This is a genomic window from Gordonia sp. BP-119, assembly GCF_016924115.1.
Classification (GTDB): Bacteria; Actinomycetota; Actinomycetes; order Mycobacteriales; family Mycobacteriaceae; genus Gordonia; species Gordonia hongkongensis.
This window is the reverse complement of the sequence record NZ_JAFFZF010000028.1, coordinates 37,348-55,891: the sequence shown is the minus strand read 5'-3', so window position 1 is coordinate 55,891 and position 18,544 is coordinate 37,348. Positions and strand designations below refer to the sequence as shown.

Annotated in this window: 15 protein-coding genes; 8 read left to right on the top strand and 7 right to left on the bottom strand. The window is 70.6% G+C overall.

Going from position 1 to position 18,544, the window contains the following annotated elements:
• Nucleotides 1-184 precede the first annotated feature (184 nt).
• The 4 genes from JW364_RS16220 to hflX are packed head-to-tail and all read left to right on the top strand — an operon-like array spanning nt 185 to nt 4,286.
• Nucleotides 185-952 (top strand): hypothetical protein, encoded by a 768-nt coding sequence (locus JW364_RS16220; RefSeq protein WP_068969886.1) that lies wholly within the window; start codon nt 185-187, stop codon nt 950-952.
• Nucleotides 949-1,869, top strand: coding sequence for a tRNA (adenosine(37)-N6)-dimethylallyltransferase MiaA (gene miaA / locus JW364_RS16215; RefSeq protein ID WP_205333970.1), 921 nt, complete (start codon nt 949-951; stop codon nt 1,867-1,869). Before JW364_RS16220 ends, miaA begins: the two co-directional genes overlap by 4 nt.
• Nucleotides 1,870-1,879: 10 nt before the next feature.
• Nucleotides 1,880-2,791, top strand: a complete 912-nt coding sequence (dapF, locus tag JW364_RS16210; protein ID WP_205333971.1) for a diaminopimelate epimerase — start codon at nt 1,880-1,882, stop codon at nt 2,789-2,791.
• A 52-nt stretch (nt 2,792-2,843) separates the two neighbouring features.
• Nucleotides 2,844-4,286 carry a GTPase HflX gene (hflX, locus tag JW364_RS16205; protein ID WP_205333972.1) on the top strand — a complete coding sequence of 481 codons (1,443 nt, stop codon included), beginning with the start codon at nt 2,844-2,846 and terminating at the stop codon, nt 4,284-4,286.
• A gap of 40 nt (nt 4,287-4,326) precedes the next feature.
• Here the strand turns inward: hflX and JW364_RS16200 are convergent, their stop codons facing one another.
• The 4 genes from JW364_RS16200 to JW364_RS16185 form a co-directional block, all read right to left on the bottom strand.
• On the bottom strand, nt 4,327-4,587 hold the full coding sequence (locus tag JW364_RS16200) for an HPr family phosphocarrier protein (RefSeq protein WP_058250193.1): 261 nt from the start codon (nt 4,585-4,587) through the stop codon (nt 4,327-4,329).
• 98 nt (nt 4,588-4,685) lie between these two features.
• A complete protein-coding gene (locus tag JW364_RS16195) occupies nt 4,686-6,827 on the bottom strand; it encodes a fructose-specific PTS transporter subunit EIIC (RefSeq protein ID WP_205333973.1) in 2,142 nt (713 codons plus the stop codon).
• Nucleotides 6,828-6,943: 116 nt separating this feature from the next.
• On the bottom strand, nt 6,944-7,909 hold the full coding sequence (locus JW364_RS16190; RefSeq protein WP_068969891.1) for a 1-phosphofructokinase family hexose kinase: 966 nt from the start codon (nt 7,907-7,909) through the stop codon (nt 6,944-6,946).
• Nucleotides 7,906-8,676 (bottom strand): DeoR/GlpR family DNA-binding transcription regulator, encoded by a 771-nt coding sequence (locus JW364_RS16185; RefSeq protein WP_068969892.1) that lies wholly within the window; start codon nt 8,674-8,676, stop codon nt 7,906-7,908. The genes JW364_RS16190 and JW364_RS16185 overlap by 4 nt, the downstream gene beginning before the upstream one ends.
• A 149-nt stretch (nt 8,677-8,825) precedes the next feature.
• Here JW364_RS16185 and JW364_RS16180 point away from each other — a divergent pair, with 149 nt between their 5' ends.
• Nucleotides 8,826-10,535: a phosphoenolpyruvate--protein phosphotransferase gene (locus tag JW364_RS16180; protein ID WP_205333974.1), complete on the top strand. Its 1,710-nt coding sequence runs from the start codon at nt 8,826-8,828 to the stop codon at nt 10,533-10,535.
• Here JW364_RS16180 and lexA read toward each other — a convergent pair.
• The gene (gene lexA / locus JW364_RS16175; protein ID WP_068969894.1) at nt 10,513-11,217 is read right to left on the bottom strand and encodes a transcriptional repressor LexA; all 705 of its coding nucleotides are present in this window, start codon (nt 11,215-11,217) and stop codon (nt 10,513-10,515) included. The two genes, JW364_RS16180 and lexA, sit on opposite strands and share 23 nt — an antisense overlap.
• A gap of 225 nt (nt 11,218-11,442) precedes the next feature.
• Between lexA and JW364_RS16170 the strand changes: the two genes are divergently transcribed.
• Both JW364_RS16170 and nrdR read left to right on the top strand, forming a co-directional pair.
• Complete coding sequence (locus tag JW364_RS16170) at nt 11,443-11,979, top strand: LysM peptidoglycan-binding domain-containing protein (RefSeq protein ID WP_205333975.1); 537 nt, start codon at nt 11,443-11,445, stop codon at nt 11,977-11,979.
• A 99-nt stretch (nt 11,980-12,078) separates the two neighbouring features.
• Nucleotides 12,079-12,579 carry a transcriptional regulator NrdR gene (nrdR, locus tag JW364_RS16165; protein ID WP_058250310.1) on the top strand — a complete coding sequence of 167 codons (501 nt, stop codon included), beginning with the start codon at nt 12,079-12,081 and terminating at the stop codon, nt 12,577-12,579.
• On the opposite strand, the gene hrpA is transcribed toward nrdR, so the two are convergent.
• Nucleotides 12,553-16,539, bottom strand: a complete 3,987-nt coding sequence (hrpA, locus tag JW364_RS16160; protein WP_068969903.1) for an ATP-dependent RNA helicase HrpA — start codon at nt 16,537-16,539, stop codon at nt 12,553-12,555. The genes nrdR and hrpA overlap by 27 nt on opposite strands.
• An 82-nt stretch (nt 16,540-16,621) precedes the next feature.
• Between hrpA and JW364_RS16155 the strand changes: the two genes are divergently transcribed.
• On the top strand, nt 16,622-17,872 hold the full coding sequence (locus JW364_RS16155) for an aspartate aminotransferase family protein (protein WP_068969895.1): 1,251 nt from the start codon (nt 16,622-16,624) through the stop codon (nt 17,870-17,872).
• A gap of 137 nt (nt 17,873-18,009) precedes the next feature.
• On the opposite strand, the gene JW364_RS16150 is transcribed toward JW364_RS16155, so the two are convergent.
• Entirely contained in the window at nt 18,010-18,543 is a 534-nt protein-coding gene (locus JW364_RS16150; RefSeq protein WP_058250203.1) for an alkyl hydroperoxide reductase, read from the bottom strand.
• Nucleotide 18,544 lies beyond the last annotated feature (1 nt).

Genomic DNA, 18,544 nt, shown 5'->3' with positions numbered 1-18,544 from the left:
CAGTTCAGGCCCGTCGATGTGGCGTCCGTGCCGAGTTGGTGGGTCGCGGCGCGGGGTAACCGGCGCCGGGAGCGGAGCGAGCGGGCCGAATGTCACCGGCGCCGGGAGCGGAGCGAGCGGGCCGAATGTCACCGGCGCCGGGAGCGGAGCGAGCGGGCCTCGTGTTGTCGACTAGCGTCGTGGTGTGCTTGCGGCCGTCGTCTTCGTTCCGAGTGCCCCGCTGCTCGTTCCTGAGTTGGCCGGACCGGCCGCCTCCGACACCGAGCCGGTGCGGCGCGCAGCTCTCGACGCGGTCGCGGGCGCGCTCGGCATCGACCGCTGGGTGGCGGTCGGAACCGCCGACGGGTCGACCGCGGGCCTCGTGGGCGAGCCCCTGCGCGGCACCTTCGCGCGCTTCGGCGTGGACGTCCCGGTCACGATCGACTCCGCGATCACCGATGTTGCTATCGCCGATGTCGCGGTCACCGACCCGCTGCCCCGGATGAGTCTGTCGGCGCTGATCGCCGGGTGGATCGCCGAGCGGATGTCGCTGGGTCCGCTGAGCGTGTGCAGCGTCGGTTCGGCCACGCCGCCCGCGGAGTGCGTCGCCCTGGGTACCCGGCTGGCCGCCCGTCTCGACGAGGGCTCGGACGCCGTCGGGGTCCTGGTGGTGGGGGACGGGTCGACGGCGCTGACCGACAAGGCCCCGGGCGGGGGCCGCCGGGAATCGGCGGTGGCGCTGAACGACACGATCGCGGCCGCACTCGGATCGGCGGACACGGACACGCTGGTGGCACTCGACCCTGCGAAGTGCGATGCCGAGGGCGTCGGCGGCCGGGTCGCGTGGCAGGTGGCGGCCGGCCTCGTCGGCGACCGGTCGGTCCGGGCGGTGCCCGACTTCGCCGACGCGCCCTTCGGCGTCGGTTACGTGGTCGCGACCTGGACCGTCGACGACGGCGAGCACGCCCGATGACCGCGCCGCCCACCCCGATCGCTGTTGTCGGACCCACTGCCGGCGGCAAATCCGATCTGGCCCTCGACCTCGCCGAACGGCTCGGCGGCGAGATCGTCAACATCGACGCCATGCAGCAGTACCGCGGCATGGACGTCGGGACGGCCAAGCTCCCGCCCGACGAACGCCGCGGCATCCCGCACCACCAGCTCGACGTGCTCGACGTGACCGAGGTGGCGACCGTCGCGCGCTATCAGCAGGCCGCGCGGGCCGACGTCGACCGGTTGCGCGCCGCGGGTCGGGTCCCGGTGATCGTCGGCGGATCGATGATGTACGTCCAGGGACTCCTCGACGACTGGCAGTTCCCGGCCACCGACCCGGAGGTCCGCCGGCGTTACGAGGACCTGCTCGACGAGCGCGGAGTGGGCGAGATGCACCGGCTGCTCGCGGAGGTCGACCCGGCCGCGGCGTCGACCATCCTGGCCACCGACGGTCGCCGCATCGTGCGGGCGCTGGAGGTGGTCGAGCTGACCGGTGCGCCCTTCGCCGCGTCGCAGCCCACCATCGGCGAACCGCGCTGGGGCACGCTCATCCTCGCCCTCGACCGGGACACCGATGAACTCGACGACCGGATCCGCCGTCGTACGAGAGCGATGTTCGAGCAGGGCCTCGTCGAGGAGGTGGAGGACCTCTGTTCCCGCGGCCTGCGAGAGGGACGCACCGCGTCGCAGGCGATCGGTTACAAACAGGTCCTCGCGGCGCTCGACGGCGGGTACGACCTCGCGCAGGCCGAGGAGCTGACCTTCATCGGCACCCGGCGCTATGTCCGTCGTCAGCGCTCGTGGTTCCGCCGCGATCACCGGGCGCAGTGGCTCGATGCCGCTGCACCCGATCTGCTCGACCGAGCGCTGCGCATCGTCGACGCCCATTCCCCGTAGGCTGTGATCCGTGACTTCCGCCCCGCAGAGCAGTGCGAGCGACGGCCTGCACTTCGTCAAGGGTCATGGCACCCAGAACGACTTCGTGGTCCTCGCCGACCCCGACGCCGAGATCGCGCTCGACGCCGCGACGGTCGCGGCGCTGTGCGACCGGCAACGGGGGATCGGCGCCGACGGATTGCTGCGCGTCGCCCTCTCCGGCGCCCTCGTCTCGACCGGTGTCCTCGACGCCCTGCCCAACGACGTGTCGGCCGACGACTGGTTCATGGATTACCGCAACGGCGACGGTTCGATCGCGGAGATGTGCGGCAACGGGGTACGCGTCTTCGCCCACTACGTCCGGGCGTCGGGACTCGTCGACACCGACACGTTCTCCGTCGGTTCCCGTGCGGGTGCCCGCGGCGTCACCATCCACTCCTTCGACGCCGTGCACGCCGAGGTCACGGTGGAGATGGGTCCGGCGCGGCTCGACGGGTCGTCGGTGGTCCGCATCGGTGACGACATCTACCCCGGCGCGATGGTCGACGTGGGCAACCCCCACCTGGCGTGCGTCGTCGCGGACATGACCGCGGCCGACCTCGACGCGGTCGACTTCTCCGCCGGCGTGATCATCGAGGCCGCCGACTTCCCGCACGGCGCGAACGTCGAGCTGCTGACCCCACCCGCGGAAGGGCCCGACGGCAGCCTGACCGCGCGGATGCGGGTGTTCGAACGGGGCGTCGGGGAGACGCGCAGCTGCGGAACCGGCCTGGTCGCGGCGGCGCGTGCCGCTCTCGACGCCCGCGGCGCGGACACCGGCGAGCTGCGCATCGGCATCCCCGGCGGTGAGGTCACCGTGACGATCCGTCCCGATGGCTCGACCCTGCGCGGGCCGTCGATGCTGGTCGCCGACGGGGTGCTGCGGCCCGGCTGGGCGCGCTGAGCTCGATATTCGCGTGCTCGGCCCGGGCCGGTCGTGAGACCATGGTTCCCGTATGACCGAATCAGAAGCACAGATCATGTCCGCGGCCGATCTCGGGATCCGCGACACCGCGGATCCCACCACCGGCGAACTCCAACTGTCCGAGCGCGCCTCACTGCAGCGCATCGCGGGACTCTCCACCGAACTCACCGACGTCACCGAGGTCGAGTACCGGCAGCTACGACTCGAACGCGTGGTCCTGGTCGGCGTGTGGACCGAGGGCAGCGCGGCTGCCGCGAAGGCCAACATGACCGAGCTGGCCGCCCTCGCCGAGACGGCCGGTTCACAGATCCTGGACGCGGTGATCCAGCGTCGCTCCAAACCCGATCCCGCCACCTACATCGGCAGTGGCAAGGCCGAGGAATTGCGCGAGATCGTCCTCGCGACCGGCGCCGACACCGTCGTCTGCGACGGTGAGCTCACCCCCGCCCAGCTCAATGCGCTGGAGAAGGTGGTGAAGGTGAAGGTCATCGACCGCACCGCGCTGATCCTCGACATCTTCGCCCAGCACGCGACCTCTCGCGAGGGCAAGGCGCAGGTCTCCCTCGCGCAGATGGAGTACATGCTCCCGCGTCTGCGCGGCTGGGGTGAATCGATGTCCCGGCAGGCCGGTGGCCGGGCGGGCAGCAACGGCGGTGTGGGCCTGCGCGGTCCCGGTGAGACCAAGATCGAGACCGACCGTCGCCGGATCCGGGAGCGGATGGCCAAGCTGCGGCGCGAGATACGCGGCATGAAGAAGGCGCGGACGACGAAACGTGCTGCGCGCAAGAGTGGTTCGATCCCGACGATCACCGTCGCCGGTTACACCAACGCGGGCAAGTCCAGCCTGGTCAACGCGATGACCGGCGCCGGTGTCCTCGTGCAGGACGCGTTGTTCGCGACCCTGGACCCGACCACCAGGCGGGCGACGCTCGACGACGGCCGCGCGGTCGTCTTCACCGACACGGTCGGGTTCGTGCGGCATCTGCCCACCCAGCTCGTCGAGGCGTTCCGCTCGACGCTCGAGGAGGTCGTCGACGCCGATCTGCTGCTGCACGTCGTGGACGGTGCGGACGCCTTCCCGATGGAACAGATCTCGGCCGTCCGTCAGGTCATCAACGAGATCGTCGCCGAAGAGGGCGTCACCGCGCCGCCGGAGTTGTTGGTCATCAACAAGATCGACGCCATCGACGGCAACCGCCTCACCGAGTTGCGTGGCGCGCTCGGTCCGGATGCGGTGTTCATCTCCGCCCGAACCGGTGAGGGACTGCCCGAACTCTTCGGGCGGGTGCGCGAGTTCGTCGGTCGCGAGGACGTCGAGATGACCATCGAGGTGCCGTTCGACCGGGGTGATGTCGTGTCTCGCGTCCACAGCGAGGGCGAGGTCATCTCGTCGGAGCACACCGAGACCGGTACCACGATGAAGGTCCGCGTCCCGGCCGCTTTCGCGGGCGAGATCGCGGACCTCCGGATCTGAGCGCTTCGCCGGCTGTACGGACCCAGTCGGCTGTACGGACCTAGTCGGCGTCGAGATCCTTCTCGACGAGACCGACGATGGTGTCGAGTGCGGCCTGGTCGTCGGCCGTCACGACCACGCGGGTGCCCTTCTCGGCCCCGAGCGTCATGATCATCAGCGCCGACCCCGCGTCCACCGGGTCACCGCCCTCGAGGCCCAGCGTCACCGGGCTGCCGGTCTCGGCGACCGCCTCGGCGATGATCGTGGCGGGGCGGGCGTGCAGTCCGACTGCGGAGCCGACGGTGGCGGTGGTGCTGGGCATGGGAACTCCTTCGAGTGTTGTCGTGCGATCTGTGGTGGTTGTCGGGCGATTCGGTGCCGGGGACCGCCCCGGATGTCAGGTGGTCGTGTGATCGGGTGTCAGACGGCGACCGCCTCGAGTTCCTCGAAGGCGACGGCGTCGCGACTGCGATGGACCTGCTTGGCCGCGACCACCAGGACGGCGGACAGCACCGTACCGGCGACCAGCGCGACGAGGAACAGGACCCAGTTGTTCATGGCGAAGAAGACGAAGATGCCGCCGTGCGGGGCGCGCAGTTCGACGCCGAAGGCCATGATCAGCGCACCGCTGAGGGCACCACCGGCCATCATCGACGGGATGACCCGGAAGGGGTCGACCGCGGCGAACGGGATGGCACCTTCGGAGATGAACGACGCCCCGAGGAGCCATGCGGCCTTGCCGTTCTCACGCTCCGGTTCGGTGAACAGGCCCGGACGGACGACGGTGGCGAGAGCCAGGGCGAGCGGGGGCACCATGCCGGCACACATGACCGCAGCCATGATCTGGAACTGCGCGGGTCCGGCAGTCGCCGCGTCGGCGATCCCGGCGGTGGCGAACAGGTACGCGCTCTTGTTGACCGGTCCGCCGAGGTCGAAGCACATCATCAGGCCGAGCACGATGCCGAGGGCGATGGCCGATCCGCCGGACATGCTCTCGAGGCCGCTGTTCATCTGCTCGGTCAGCCAGGCGAGCGGTTTGCCGAGGACCATGTAGAGCAGTCCGCCGACGATCATGCTGCCGAACAGCGGGATGACCACGACCGGCATGAGACCACGAGCCCACCGGGGCACCGGGGTCCGCGCGATCCACAGGCACACCACGCCGGCGATGAGACCGCCGATCAGCGCGCCGATGAAGCTGGCGCCCACGGCGAGCGAGACGATGCCGGCCACGAAACCGGGTGCGATACCGGGGCGGTCGGCGATCGCGAACGAGATGTAGCCCGCGAGGACCGGTACGGCCAGACCCATCACGCCCGATCCGATCGCGAAGCTCACCGCGCCCAAGTATTGCAGCAGCCCGCCCGCCGGCAGATCCCAGAGGCTGTTGTTCAGGGCGATGAACGCGCCGTCGCTGAGGGTGCCGCCGTCGTCCAGGTTCGTGTTGGCGACCTCGTAGCCGGCGAGCAGGAAGCCGAGCGCGATGAGCAGTCCGCCCGCCGCGACGAACGGGATCATGTAGCTCACACCGGTCATGAGTGCCTGGCGTGTACGGCCGGCGAGACCGATGCCCGACTTCGACGAGTCGGCCGCGTCCGCGTCCGCGCCGTCGCCGGTGACGCGCGCCGCGTTCGGGTCGCGCCCCGCCGCGACCGCCTCGGCGATCATGGCGTCCGGTTCGTTGATGGCGCGCTTCACCCCGGATGCGATGACGGGTTTGCCGCGGAACCGGTTGCGATCCTTGACCCCGACGTCCGTGGCGAAGATGACGGCGTCGGCCGAGGCGATCACGTCCGGGTCGAAGGCCGTGGTCGCCGAGGACCCCTGGGTCTCCACCGCGAACTCGACGCCGGCCCGCTCGGCGGCGTACTTCAGGGCGTCGGCCGCCATGTAGGTGTGGGCGATGCCGGTCGGGCATGCGGTGATCGCGACGATGCGCGGCGTGGCCGGTCCCGGGTCCGCGATCCGGTCAGAGTCCGGGTGGGCCGGCGCACCTTCGGATTTCGTGGTCGACGTCAGCGGTGCTGCCGCGGCGGCCGGGGCAGTGGTCGACGGGGCAGTGGTCGACGGGGTGGCGGTCGGCGCGGCTGTGCTCGCGGCCGGCGGCGCGGGGTCGATGGCCTCGTTGACCAATTCGATGACCCGCTCCTCGTTCTCGGCCGCGCGGAGCGAGGCCACGAAGTCGGGCCGGACGAGTGAGCGCGCCAGCGAGCTGAGGAGCTTCATGTGCGCACTGGCACCCCCCTCGGGGGCGGCGATGAGGAAGACCAGGTCGGCCGGCCCGTCCGGTGCGCCGAAGTCGACCTTGCGGGACAGCCGCGCCATGGCGAGACTGGCCGCGGTCACCGACGCGGTACGGGCGTGCGGGATGGCGATGCCGCCGGGAAGTCCGGTGGCGGACTTGGCTTCTCGGTCCAGTGCGGCCCGCGCGAGGTCGGCGGGATCGGTGGTCCGGCCGGCCGCGGCGAGGGCGTCGGCGAGCGTGGTGATGACGGCGGCGGGATCGCCGCCGGCGTCGACGTCGAGACTCACCGTCTGCGCGGTGATGATCTGCTCGGTCATGGCATGTCCTTCGGTGGAAAGGGTGGGGTCGGTGCTGGGTGGGTCGATGGTGGATGGAGTCGGTGCTGGATGGGTGCGGTGTTGGATGGATGTGGGGACCCGCCGGGACGGTGCCGTCAGGTCATGCGCGCGGCTCCCGACAGTTCGGTCACCCGCACGCCGGGGAGGTCGAGGTGGTCGGGCGTGGGGGCCTGGGTGCCGGCGAGCGATGCGGCCGCCGCGCCGTACGCCACGGCCGACCGGAGGCAGTCGGCGGGCGCGGCCCCGGTGCTCTGCGCGATGAGGTAGCCGGCCAGTGACGAGTCGCCGGCGCCGACGGTGCTGCGCGGGACGATCGGCGGCGGGGTCGCCGACCACACGCCGGACGCGGTGACCAACACGGCCCCGACGGCGCCGAGGGTGGCGAGGACGTTGCCCCCGATCTGCTCGGCGATGGTCGCAGCGGCGTCGATGACCGGTCCGAGATCGTTGCGCGCGAGCGCTTCTCGGAGCTGTCCGGGGTCGGCGCCGGTCAGTTCGGCGAGCTCGTCCTCGTTGGGCTTGATCAGGTCGACGCGACCGGTGACGCTGGCACGGAGGGGTGCGCCCGAGGTGTCCACCGCGACCCGGCAGCCGGCGAGGACGAGGTCGTCGGCGATCGAGCGGTACCAGTCGTCGGGGACGCCGGGAGGCAGCGAACCGCAGAGGGTGACCCACTGCGCGGAGCCGGCGTGCTCACGGATCAGCCCGACGAGCGCCTCGCGATCCGCGCCCGTCAAGGTGACGCCCGGTGCGTTGATCTTGGTGGTCGTCCCGTCGGATTCGGCGATGGTGATGTTGGACCGGACCTCGCCGTCGACCGGCACGGCGTCGTAGGGGAGTGCGAGGTCGTCGAGTGCGGCCCGCAGCGGGTCGCCCGGTCGCGCCGGGAGCAGTGCGCGGGTGGCCAGGCCGGCGGCCGCGACGACCCGGGCCACGTTGACGCCCTTGCCGCCCGGCTCGGTGCGGACCACGCCGGCGCGCTGCACCTCGCCGCGGGCGAGCGGTGCGCCGAGTTCGAGGGTGCGGTCGAGGCTCGGGTTGGCGGTGACGGTGACGATCATGCGATCACGACCTCGACGCCGCGCGCGGACAGGGCCGCCGAATAGGCCGGGTCGATCCCGGAGTCGGTGATGAGGACGTCGACGTCGTCGAGTCCGGCGAAGGAGGTGAGGTCCTCCCGGTCCATCTTCGAGCTGTCGGCGAGGACCACGACGCGTTGTGCGGCCGCGACCATCGCCGCCTTGACTGCGGCCTCGTCGGGGTCGGGTGTCGACAACCCGTGGGCCTCGCTCAGCCCGTTCGTCCCGATGAAAGCGGTGGTCACGCGCAGTCGGCGAAGCGCGTCCACGGTCTCGACGCCCACGGTCGCCTGGGTGAGACCGCGTACGCGTCCGCCGAGGGCGTGCAGACCGTCGGGATGGGTGCCCGCGAGCAGGCCGGCGATGGGCAGGCTGTTGGTGAACAGGGTGAGCCTCCGATCGGGTGCGGTCGCCTCGGCCGCACGGTAGGTGGTGGTGCCGGCGTCGAAGAGCACCGAACCGCCGTCGGGCGGCAGGAACCGGATGGCCGCGCGGCCGATCGCGGTCTTCTGCTCGATCTGGCTCGACTCCCGTTCGTCGATCCCGAGCTCGCCGAGGGTGCGCATGATCTCGGCGCGTACGGCGCCGCCGTGGACCCGCTGGAGATGTCCGGCGCGTTCCAGTACCGCGAGATCGCGTCGGACGGTCTCGCTGGTGACGTCGAATTTCTCGGCGAGCGCGGCCACGGATGCCCGCCCCGCGAGGCGCACCTCGTCGACGATCGCCTGTTGTCTCTCCTCGGCGTACACACGGCTCCGATCTCCGGTTTCGACCACCCCGCTTGTTGAGGCGTGTGGGATTGGATGTTGTAGTAATTGTGTTTACGCCTGTTTGTGTTGACAAGTCAAGCACTTTTTGTAACGGTGGTCACATCGATAGTCGAGTGAGAGGCAAGACGATGGCGCAGATCCTGACGGGAACCCCGGTGGTCGGCGGGTTGGCCCACGGTCCCGCGCTGTGGCCGGGCGAGCGACCCGACCACTCGCCGGAGAAGCTCGGCGTCGGTGTGGAGATCGCCGAGGAACGGCGCGCCGACGAGGTCACGCGCTTCGCCACCGCGTCCGGCGCCGTCGCCGCGCGGCTGCGCACGCGCGCGTCGCAGAACACCGGGGTGACGGCCGAGGTGCTCGCCGCGACGGCGGGCCTGGCCGAGGACCGCGGCTGGATCGGTGCCGCGACCGCGCTCATCGGCAAGGGCGCTCCCGCCGAGGCCGCTGCCGTCGCGGCCACCGAACAGTTCGCGGCGGTGTTCACCAAACTCGGCGGACTGATGGCCGAGCGGGTCACCGATCTCAACGACGTGCGCGACCGGGTCCTCGCCGAACTGCTCGGCCTACCCGAACCCGGTGTGCCCACCCCGGAGGTGCCGTCGGTCCTGCTCGCCGACGACCTCGCGCCCGCCGACACCGCGGGCCTCGACCCCACGAGCACCATCGCCCTCGTCACCCGCCTCGGCGGACCGACCAGCCACACCGCGATCATCGCGCGCCAGCTGGGGATCCCGTGCGTGGTGGCGGTGGCCGACCTGGATGAGATCGAGCCCGGCACAACCGTTCTCGTCGACGGCAGCACCGGGCGGATCGAGGTGGAGCCCGATGTCGAGGCGGCCCGGGCTCGCGTCGACGAGGATCGGCGTCATGCCGCACTCGTCGCCGGCTGGACCGGTCCGGGGCAGACCGCCGACGGGGTGGCCGTGGCGGTGCTCGCCAACGTCGCCGACGGGTCGTCGGCACGCGCCGCGGCCGGGTACCCCGTCGAGGGCGTCGGGCTCTTCCGCACCGAACTCGCGTTCCTCGAGCGTGCCGACGAACCGTCGGTGGACGAGCAGGCCGCGATCTACCGGGAGGTGCTCGATGCGTTCGACGGGCAGAAGGTGGTCATCCGCACCCTCGACGCCGGGTCCGACAAACCGCTCCGGTTCGTGACCCATCCCGACGAATCGAACCCAGCGCTCGGCGTGCGGGGCGATCGGATCGCGCTGGCGCACCCCGAGATCCGCGCGCATCAGCTCGACGCGATCGCGCAGGCCGCGTCGGGGTCGGCCGTCGCGCCGTGGGTCATGGCGCCGATGATCGCCTCGCCGGCGGAGGCGCGCACGTTCGCCGCCGAGGTCCGCGGCCGTGGTCTGGTCGCCGGGGTGATGATCGAGGTGCCCGCGGCGGCGATCCTGGGCGAAGCCGTCCTCGCCGAGGTGGACTTCGTGTCCATCGGCACCAACGATCTGACCCAGTACACGATGGCGGCCGACCGGATGTCGGCCGATCTCGCCGGACTGACCGACCCGTGGCAACCGGCGGTGTTGAGCCTCATCGCGGGTGTCGCGGAAGCGGGCGCACGTCAGGGAAAGCCGGTCGGGGTGTGCGGCGAGGCCGCCGCCGATCCGAACCTCGCCTGCGTGCTCGTCGGTCTCGGGGTCACCTCGCTGTCCAGCGCGCCGGCTGCTGCCGCGGCCGTGGGGGCCCGGCTCGGCGAGGTGTCCGCACCGGACTGCCGGGCCGCCGCCGAGGCCGCCCTGGCCACCTCGGATCCCGCCGCGGCGCGCGAGGCTGCCGCGGCGGTGCTCGACGGTTCGGTCGGTGGAGAGGTCAGACTCGCCGCATCACGGTGACGACCTTGCCGAGGATGACGGCATCGTTGCCCGGGATCGGATCGAACAGTTCGTTGTGCGGCATGAGCCAGACGTTGGGGCCCTGACGCTTGAAGGTCTTCACGGTGGCCTCGCCGTCGATCATGGCCGCGACGATGTCGCCGTTGTCGGCGACGTTCTGCTGCCGGACCACGACCCAGTCGCCGTCGCAGATCGCGGCGTCGATCATCGACTCGCCGACGACGCGCAACAGGAAGAGCGATCCCTCGCCGACCAGCTCACGGGGCAGCGGGAAGACGTCCTCGACGGCCTCCTCGGCCAGGATCGGACCGCCGGCCGCGATACGGCCGAGAACCGGCACGAAGGTCGGCTCGGGCAGCTGACCGGCCGACGGGGTGTCCGGCGACGGGGTGTCACTCGGGGCGATGTTGACCGCACGGGGACGGTTCGCGTCGCGCTTGAGCAGCCCCTTGCGTTCCAGCGTCCGCAACTGATGGGCCACCGACGACGTCGAGGCCAGGCCGACCTCGTCGCCGATCTCCCGGATGCTCGGCGGATAACCGCGCTCGCGCACCGAGCGGCGGATCACCTCCAGGACCCCGGCCTGTCGCGGGGTGAGTGAGGCCTCGGCGGCGGCGGCGTCGAACGGGGCCTCGTCGTCGGCGCCCTGCGCTCGGCCGCGCCTATCGCCGGTGTCACTCATGTTCGGTTCCTCTCGTCTTCGGAACGTGCTGGTAGATGGCTTGCACCGGGTCCGAGCCTAGCCGAGTGCGACCGGCACCTCAAACATTTGTTCGATGTGTCGCGAGACTTTGTCGGGACGTCGTGCTACAAATTCGAACATCAGTGCATCGAACATCTGATCGATGTTCGAACACCGACCGTCACACCCCGCACGATCCCAGACACCCGAACACCGGAGGGCACCATGCGCACCGCCACTCTCGTCGCTCCCGTCCGCACCGACCGTCCCGACGCTGTCCGGCCCCCCACCGACCGCGCCGATGGGGTCCGGACGCGCGCCCCGCTGTCCGACGGCGGCCGCCCGGTAGACAACCGGCCGGCCGGCACCCGACCGCGGGGTGCGTCGCCGGTGACCCCGCGGGTCGGCGGCACCCACTGTGGCTCTCCGGTCGGGGTGCGCGGGCGTGGCCCGGTCGGACCCGACGCGGCGGTGTTCCGTCGCCGCCGCACCGCGGTCGCGCTCCTCGCCGGCGTCGGGCTGGCGTTCGTCGTGTGGGTGTTCGGTGTCGTCGGCCAGAACTACTCGGACTCGCTGACCCCGTCCGTCGTGAGTGCCGAGGTCGTCCATGTGCGCTCGGGGGACTCGCTCAGCTCGATCGCCGGCCGGGTGGCACCCGAGATGCCGCGCGAGGTCGTGATCGACGAGATCGTCGCGATGAACGATCTCGGCTCGAGCGCGCTGCAGGTGGGCCAGCCCCTGCTCACCCCCCGGTACCGCTGAGGCCGGACGGTATCCTCGATGTCACAGGGGCCGGCCGACAAGCGGCGGGGCGCACGCTTCGGGTGCGTTCCAGCGTCCCGCGACCTGCGTGAGGACACGATGCGCTGCCCCTTCTGCAAGAACGACGACACCAAGGTCATCGACTCGCGTGTCGCAGATGAAGGGCAGGCCATCCGCCGCCGTCGCTCCTGTGTGGAGTGCGGTCGCCGGTTCTCGACCGTGGAGAGCGCCGTGCTCGCGGTGGTCAAACGCAACGGCGTGACCGAACCGTTCAGCCGGGAGAAGGTCATGCGCGGCGTGCGGCGAGCCTGTCAGGGCCGCCACGTCGCCGAGGACGCACTCGCGCAACTCGCCCAGCAGGTCGAGGACACGGTGCGCGCCAGTGGATCGGCCGAGATCCCCAGCAACGAGGTCGGACTCGCCATCCTGGGCCCGCTCCGCGATCTCGACGAGGTGGCGTATCTGCGTTTCGCCTCGGTGTACCGGTCGTTCGACTCGGTGGAGGACTTCCAGCGTGAGATCGACGACCTGAAGGCGGCATCGGGTTCCGGGAGCGCGCTCGCCGAACCCGTGTCAGCCGAGTCGGTCCAGAGCTCGTAGGACCCGTTTCTCCGACACCGGGAACGCGGTACCGAGACGCTGGGCGAACAGCCCCACGCGCAACTCCTCGACGAGCCACTGTGCTTCGTCGTCGACCGCCGCCCGCCGGTGCTCGGGTACCTGTTCGAGACGCTGGGTCCACCGTTCGACGACGCGATCGACGGCGGCCACCCCGGCCAGGTCGCGTGCCGCGGATGCGGGTAGTGCCTCCAGACGTGCCTGCGCGCCGTCGAGATAGCGCGGCAGATTCTCCAGGTGGCGTCGCGCGGTGGCCGCCACGAATCCGTCGAACACGAGGTGGGCGACCTGTTCGGCGACGTCGTCGGCAGCCAGCGAACCGGCGTGCCGGTCGATCGCCGCCCGCAGCGGGGCCATCCGTTCGAGGGCCGCGACGGCCAGCGAGAAGTAGTCCGGTGCGGCCGCGGCGACCCGTGGCCGGATCTGTTCGAGCAGCGCCGAGAAGGACTGCGGTGAGCGAACCGCGGCGAGCTCTGCGTCGTCGATGTCGGCGACCGTGTCCCGGGTCGCCCGGCGGGTGCAGTCGGCGAGCAGTGCCTCGATGGTCGAGTACGGGCTCTGGCTCAGGGCGAGTCGGTCGACCGGACTCAGCGAGCCGGCGATCCGCTTGTGCAGCGGAGGTATCGCGAGGTCGAGGAGGGCGACGATCCCTCGTCGCAGGAGGCGGTCTCGTGTCTCGGGGCTCGCCGCATCGACGACGACGACGCCCCGCGCGTGGCCCTTCGCATCGGAGACCACGTCGATCGTCGGGTACCGGGTCAGCCGCTGCCCCGCGACATCGACCGTGGTCTGCTCGGCGAGCGAGCCGATCCCGTCTGCGGTCCAGGTCCGATACAGGGTGCGCGACACCGTCTTCGGCGCCGCGGGCGTTCCGGTCTGCTGAAGTTCGGGCAACGAGTCGGCGCGGGAGACGATCCGCCCGGAGTCGTCGGCCACCGCGAAATGCATGCGCAGGTGCGGCGGTACCCGGTCGGTGTCGAAATCGCCCGCGGTCACCCGCATCCCGGTGATCGCGGAGAGCTCGCGGGCCAGCCCGGTGGTGAGCGGCTCCTTGCGCGGGGTGAGCCGGCCGAGCGCGAGTTCGGCGAATCGCTGCGCGGGCGACATGCTCTTGCGGAGCTGTTTCGGCAGCGACTTGACCAGTGCGGTGGCCAGTTCGGCGCGCATGCCCGGGACCGACCAGTCGAAGCCGGCCGGTCGGACATGGGGTAGCAGTGCCTGCGGGATCACGACGGTGACGCCGTCGTCGGGTGCGCCCGGTTCGAACCGGTAGCGCAGTTCGAGTCGGGTGTCGCCCTGCTGCCAGGCGCCGGGATAGTCCGTCGGGGCGACGTCGGTGCCTCCCGTGACGTCCTCGGGGCGCAGATCCAGCAGATCCGGTTCGGCCCGGCGGGCCTTCTTCCACCAGGTGTCGAAGTGCCGAGCGGAGGTGACGTCGGCCGGTAGCCGCTGGTCGTAGAACTCGAAGAGCTGGTCCTCGGTGATCACCAGACCCCGGGTGCGCGTGCGGTTCTCGACGTCCGAGGCGGCCTCGAGAAGCGTGCGATTGCGGTCGAAGAAGGCGTGCTGCGTCCGCCAATCGCCCTCGACGAGAGCGTGCCGGATGAACAGCTCCCGCGAGACCACCGGGTCGATGGGGCCGTAGTCGACGCGCCGGCGGGCGACGAGCGGGACCCCGTACAGGGTCACGCGTTCGTAGGCCATCGCCGCTCCGCGTTTCGCCGACCAATGCGGCTCGCTGTGGGTCCGCTTCACCAGATCCCCGGCGAGTTTCTCGGCCCACAGCGGATCAATCCCGGCGACGGTGTGGGCGAACAGGCGCGACGTCTCGAGAACCTCGGCCGCCATGATGAAGGCGGGCGGCTTCTTGGCGAGCGGAGAGGCGGGGAAGATCATCAGCGTGGTGTTGCGCGCACCGGTGAACTCGCGGCCCTCGGTGTTGCGGGCGGCGATGTTGCTGAGCAACCCGGACAGGATGGATCGGTGGACGGCGTCGGCGTCGAGTTCGGTGGGCGCGACCGACCAGTCGAGGTCCTTGACGATCTCGGTCAGCTGCCGATGGAGGTCCTGCCATTCCCGGATGCGCAGGAAGTGGAGGTACTCGCGCTCACACATGCGCCGAAAGCGGCTGCCGGACAACTCCTTGCGCTGTTCGCCGAGGTACCGCCACAGCTCCACGTAGGACAGGAAGTCCGACTGCGGGACGACGAAGCGCCGGTGCTGGGCGTCGGCGGCCTCCCGGTGCTCGGCCGGCCGTTCCCGTGGATCGGGGAGCGACATCGCGGCGGCGATCACGAGAAGGTGGTCGAGACAACCCAGTTCGTGTCCGGCGATGAGCATCCGGGCGACCCGGGGATCGACCGGGATGCGCGACATCGACCGGCCGATCGGGGTCAGTCGCGGGGGCCCGCCCTCGCGCGGGACGGTGATGGCGCCGAGTTCGGTGAGAACACCCATACCGTCGCGGATCGCGCGGTCGTCGGGCGGCTGGACGAACGGGAACTCGGCGATCTCGCCCAGTTTCAGCGAGGTCATCTGGAGGATGACGGCCGCGAGGTTGGTGCGCAGGATCTCCGGGTCGGTGAAGGCCGGCCGTGAGTCGAAGTCGTTCTCGCTGTAGAGACGGATGCAGACGCCCGGGGCGACACGACCGCATCGACCGGCCCGCTGCCGGGCACTGGCCTGTGAGACCGGTTCGATGGGAAGACGATTGACCTTGGTCCTGGTGGAGTACCGACTGATACGGGCGGTGCCGGTGTCGATGACGTAGCGGATGCCGGGCACGGTCACCGACGTCTCGGCGACGTTGGTCGCCAGCACGATCCGGCGTCCGTCGGAGGGGGAGAACACCTTCTGCTGCTCGGCGATCGACAGTCGCGCATAGAGCGGCACGATCTCGGCACCGGGACCCTTGCCGCCGCCGGTTCGTCGACGGAGCGCCTCGGCGGTCTCTCGGATGTCCCGTTCGGTGGGCAGGAACACGAGGATGTCGCCGCGGCCACCGGCCCACAGTTCGTCGACGGCGGCGTCGATGCCCTGTATCTGGTCGAGGTCGGCATGTTCGCCGCCGCCGGCGTCGTCCCCGTCGTCGGGGCGTTCCTGCAGGCTCAGCGGTCGGTACCGGATCTCGACCGGATAGGTGCGCCCGGATACCTCGATGACCGGGACCGAGGTCTTCGGCGTGCTGAAATGCCGTGCGAAGCGCGCCGGATCGATCGTCGCCGAGGTGATGATCACCTTCAGATCGGGGCGTCGGGGCAGCAGGCGGCGCAGATAGCCGAGGATGAAATCGATGTTGAGGCTGCGCTCGTGGGCCTCGTCGATGATGAGGGTGTCGTAGCGGCGCAGCATGGGGTCGGTGGCGATCTCGCGGAGCAGGATGCCGTCGGTCATGACCCGGACGAGGGTGTCGGCGCCCGACCGGTCGGTGAACCGGACGGAGTAGCCCACCGCGTCGCCGAGTTCGGTGTCGGTCTCGTCGGCGATGCGCTTGGCGACCGAGCTCGCGGCGATGCGCCGGGGCTGGGTGTGCCCGATCGACCCGCGGATGCCACGCCCGAGTTCGAGGCAGATCTTGGGGAGCTGGGTGGTCTTGCCCGAGCCGGTCTCGCCCGCGACGACCACGACCTGGTGGTTGCGGATCGCCTCGGCGATCTCGTCGCGTGCGGCGGAGACGGGTAGTTCGTCGGGGAAGCGCAGAATCGGCACGGTCGCGCGCCGCCGGTCGAGACGAGCGCGTGCCTTGTCGACATCGGCGACCAACTGTCGCCACTTCGCGGCATCCGGGCGCGCGGCGAGCCGATCGATGCGACGACGCAACCGGTCGGCGTCGACGAGGCCCACGTCGTCGAGTGCGCGGAGCAGATCCGAGCGGGGGATGTCCGATGCAGCGGTGTCCGGTGGAGACGGGGACGGGTCAGGTGACGAGGACGGGGCCGACATGATCACTCCAGGATATGGGGAAGCGCCGAGGCCGGTTCACCCCAGTGGCCGCGTGGGCCGCGTGGACCGGCATCATGGGGCCATGGCTGATGGTTCGAGCACTGGTACTGGATCGTTGTGGCACGGTTTCGCCGACATGGGTGCGGTGACCGCGAGCGGGCCGTTCGTCGTGACCAGGGGAGAGGGTGCGCGGATCTTCGACCGCGACGGCAACTCCTACCTGGATGCGACCGCCGGACTGTGGTTCACCAACGTCGGGCACGGCCGGACCGAGATCGCCGATGCCGTCGCGCGCCAGCTCGGCACCCTCGCGCACTACTCCAACTTCGGTGACTTCGCGAGCGACGTCACCCTGCGGCTCGCCGAGGAGCTCGGCGCCATCGCGCCGGTACCCGGATCGAAGATCTTCTTCACCTCCGGCGGCAGCGACTCGATCGACACCGCGGTCAAACTCGCCCGCCGCTACTGGGTGGAACACGGACGCGAATCCAAGCGGGTCGTCGTCAGCCGCACCAAGGCTTATCACGGGATGCATGCCGCGGGTACCTCGCTGGCGGGCATCCCGCTCAACCACGACGGCTACGGCGAACTCATGCACGACGTCCAGAACGTCGAATGGGACGACGCGAAGAGCCTGCTCGGTCTCATCGAGCGCGTGGGCGCCGACAACATCGCCGCGTTCTTCTGCGAGCCCATCATCGGGGCCGGCGGCATCTATCTCCCGCCGGAGGGCTACCTCGCCGAGGTGCGGGGCATCTGCCGCGACCACGACATCCTCTTCGTCGTCGACGAGGTCGTCACCGGCTTCGGCCGCATCGGCGGCGAATCCTGGTTCGCCTCCGCACGATTCGGCCTCGAACCGGACATGATCACCACCGCCAAGGGGCTCACCTCGGGGTATGTCCCGATGGGCGCGGTGTTCATCGCACCGCGGATCGCCGAGCCGTTCTTCGCCGGCGGCGTCTGGTGGCGGCACGGGTACACCTACGGCGGTCACGCGGGCGCGGCGGCCGCCGCGCTGACCAACCTCGAGATCATCCGGCGCGAGAACCTCCTCGCCGAGGCGACACGGCTCGAAGGCGACCTCGCCGCAGCGCTGTCGCCGCTCGCCGACCTCGACACGGTCGCCGAGGTCCGGACCGGCCTGGGCGCGGTCACCGCGGTACAGCTGGCCGACCCCGCGACGGCGCCGGCGACGGTGGTCAAGCTGCGCGAACACGGGGTGAGCACCCGGGCCGCAGGTCAAGGGGCGCTGCAGATCTCGCCCGCGTTCGTGATGACGACCGCCGAGGTCGGCGAACTCGCCGACCGGATGCGCGCGGCGCTGAGCTGACGACGCAGGCCACGGCCTTGTCGTGGTCATCCCGACGATCCGGTGGTCATCGCCGGACCGCGGTGAGTGCGCCTGAGAACGACAGGGCCCGGCTGCGTAGCGCAGCCGGGCCCCGTCGTCGTCTCACATGCGACGGATCAGGCGTTGGCGAGCACCTCGGTGGTCGCGATCGCCTGGGCGACACCGCTGACGATCGACGCGACCTTGAGCGCCTCGAGGATCGCCTCACGGTCGACGCCGGCCTCGCGCAGGGTGTTCTCGTGCGCGGCGACGCAATGACCGCAGCCGTTGATCGAGGACACCGCGAACGACCACAGCTCGAAGACGGCCTTGTCGACGCCGGGGTTGCCGATGATGTTCATCCGCAGGCCCGGACGCAGGTCGTCGTACTTGCCGTCGAGGAAGCCGCGACCCCGGTAGAACACGTTGTTCATCCCCATGATCGACGCGGCCCCGAGCGCGGCGTTGTAGGCCTCGGCGGACAGCGTGTCGGCGGCCTCGTCGGCGATCTCGCTGAGCACCTTGGCGTTTCGCGTGGCGGCAGCGGTCGACAGCAGGGTTCCCCAGAGCTGCTCCTCGGTCAGCGCGGTGGTGCGGCTGATCGAACCGAGGTTGAGCTTGAGGTCCTTGGCGTACTCGGGAAGTGCTTCCTTCAGGTTGTCGATGCTCATC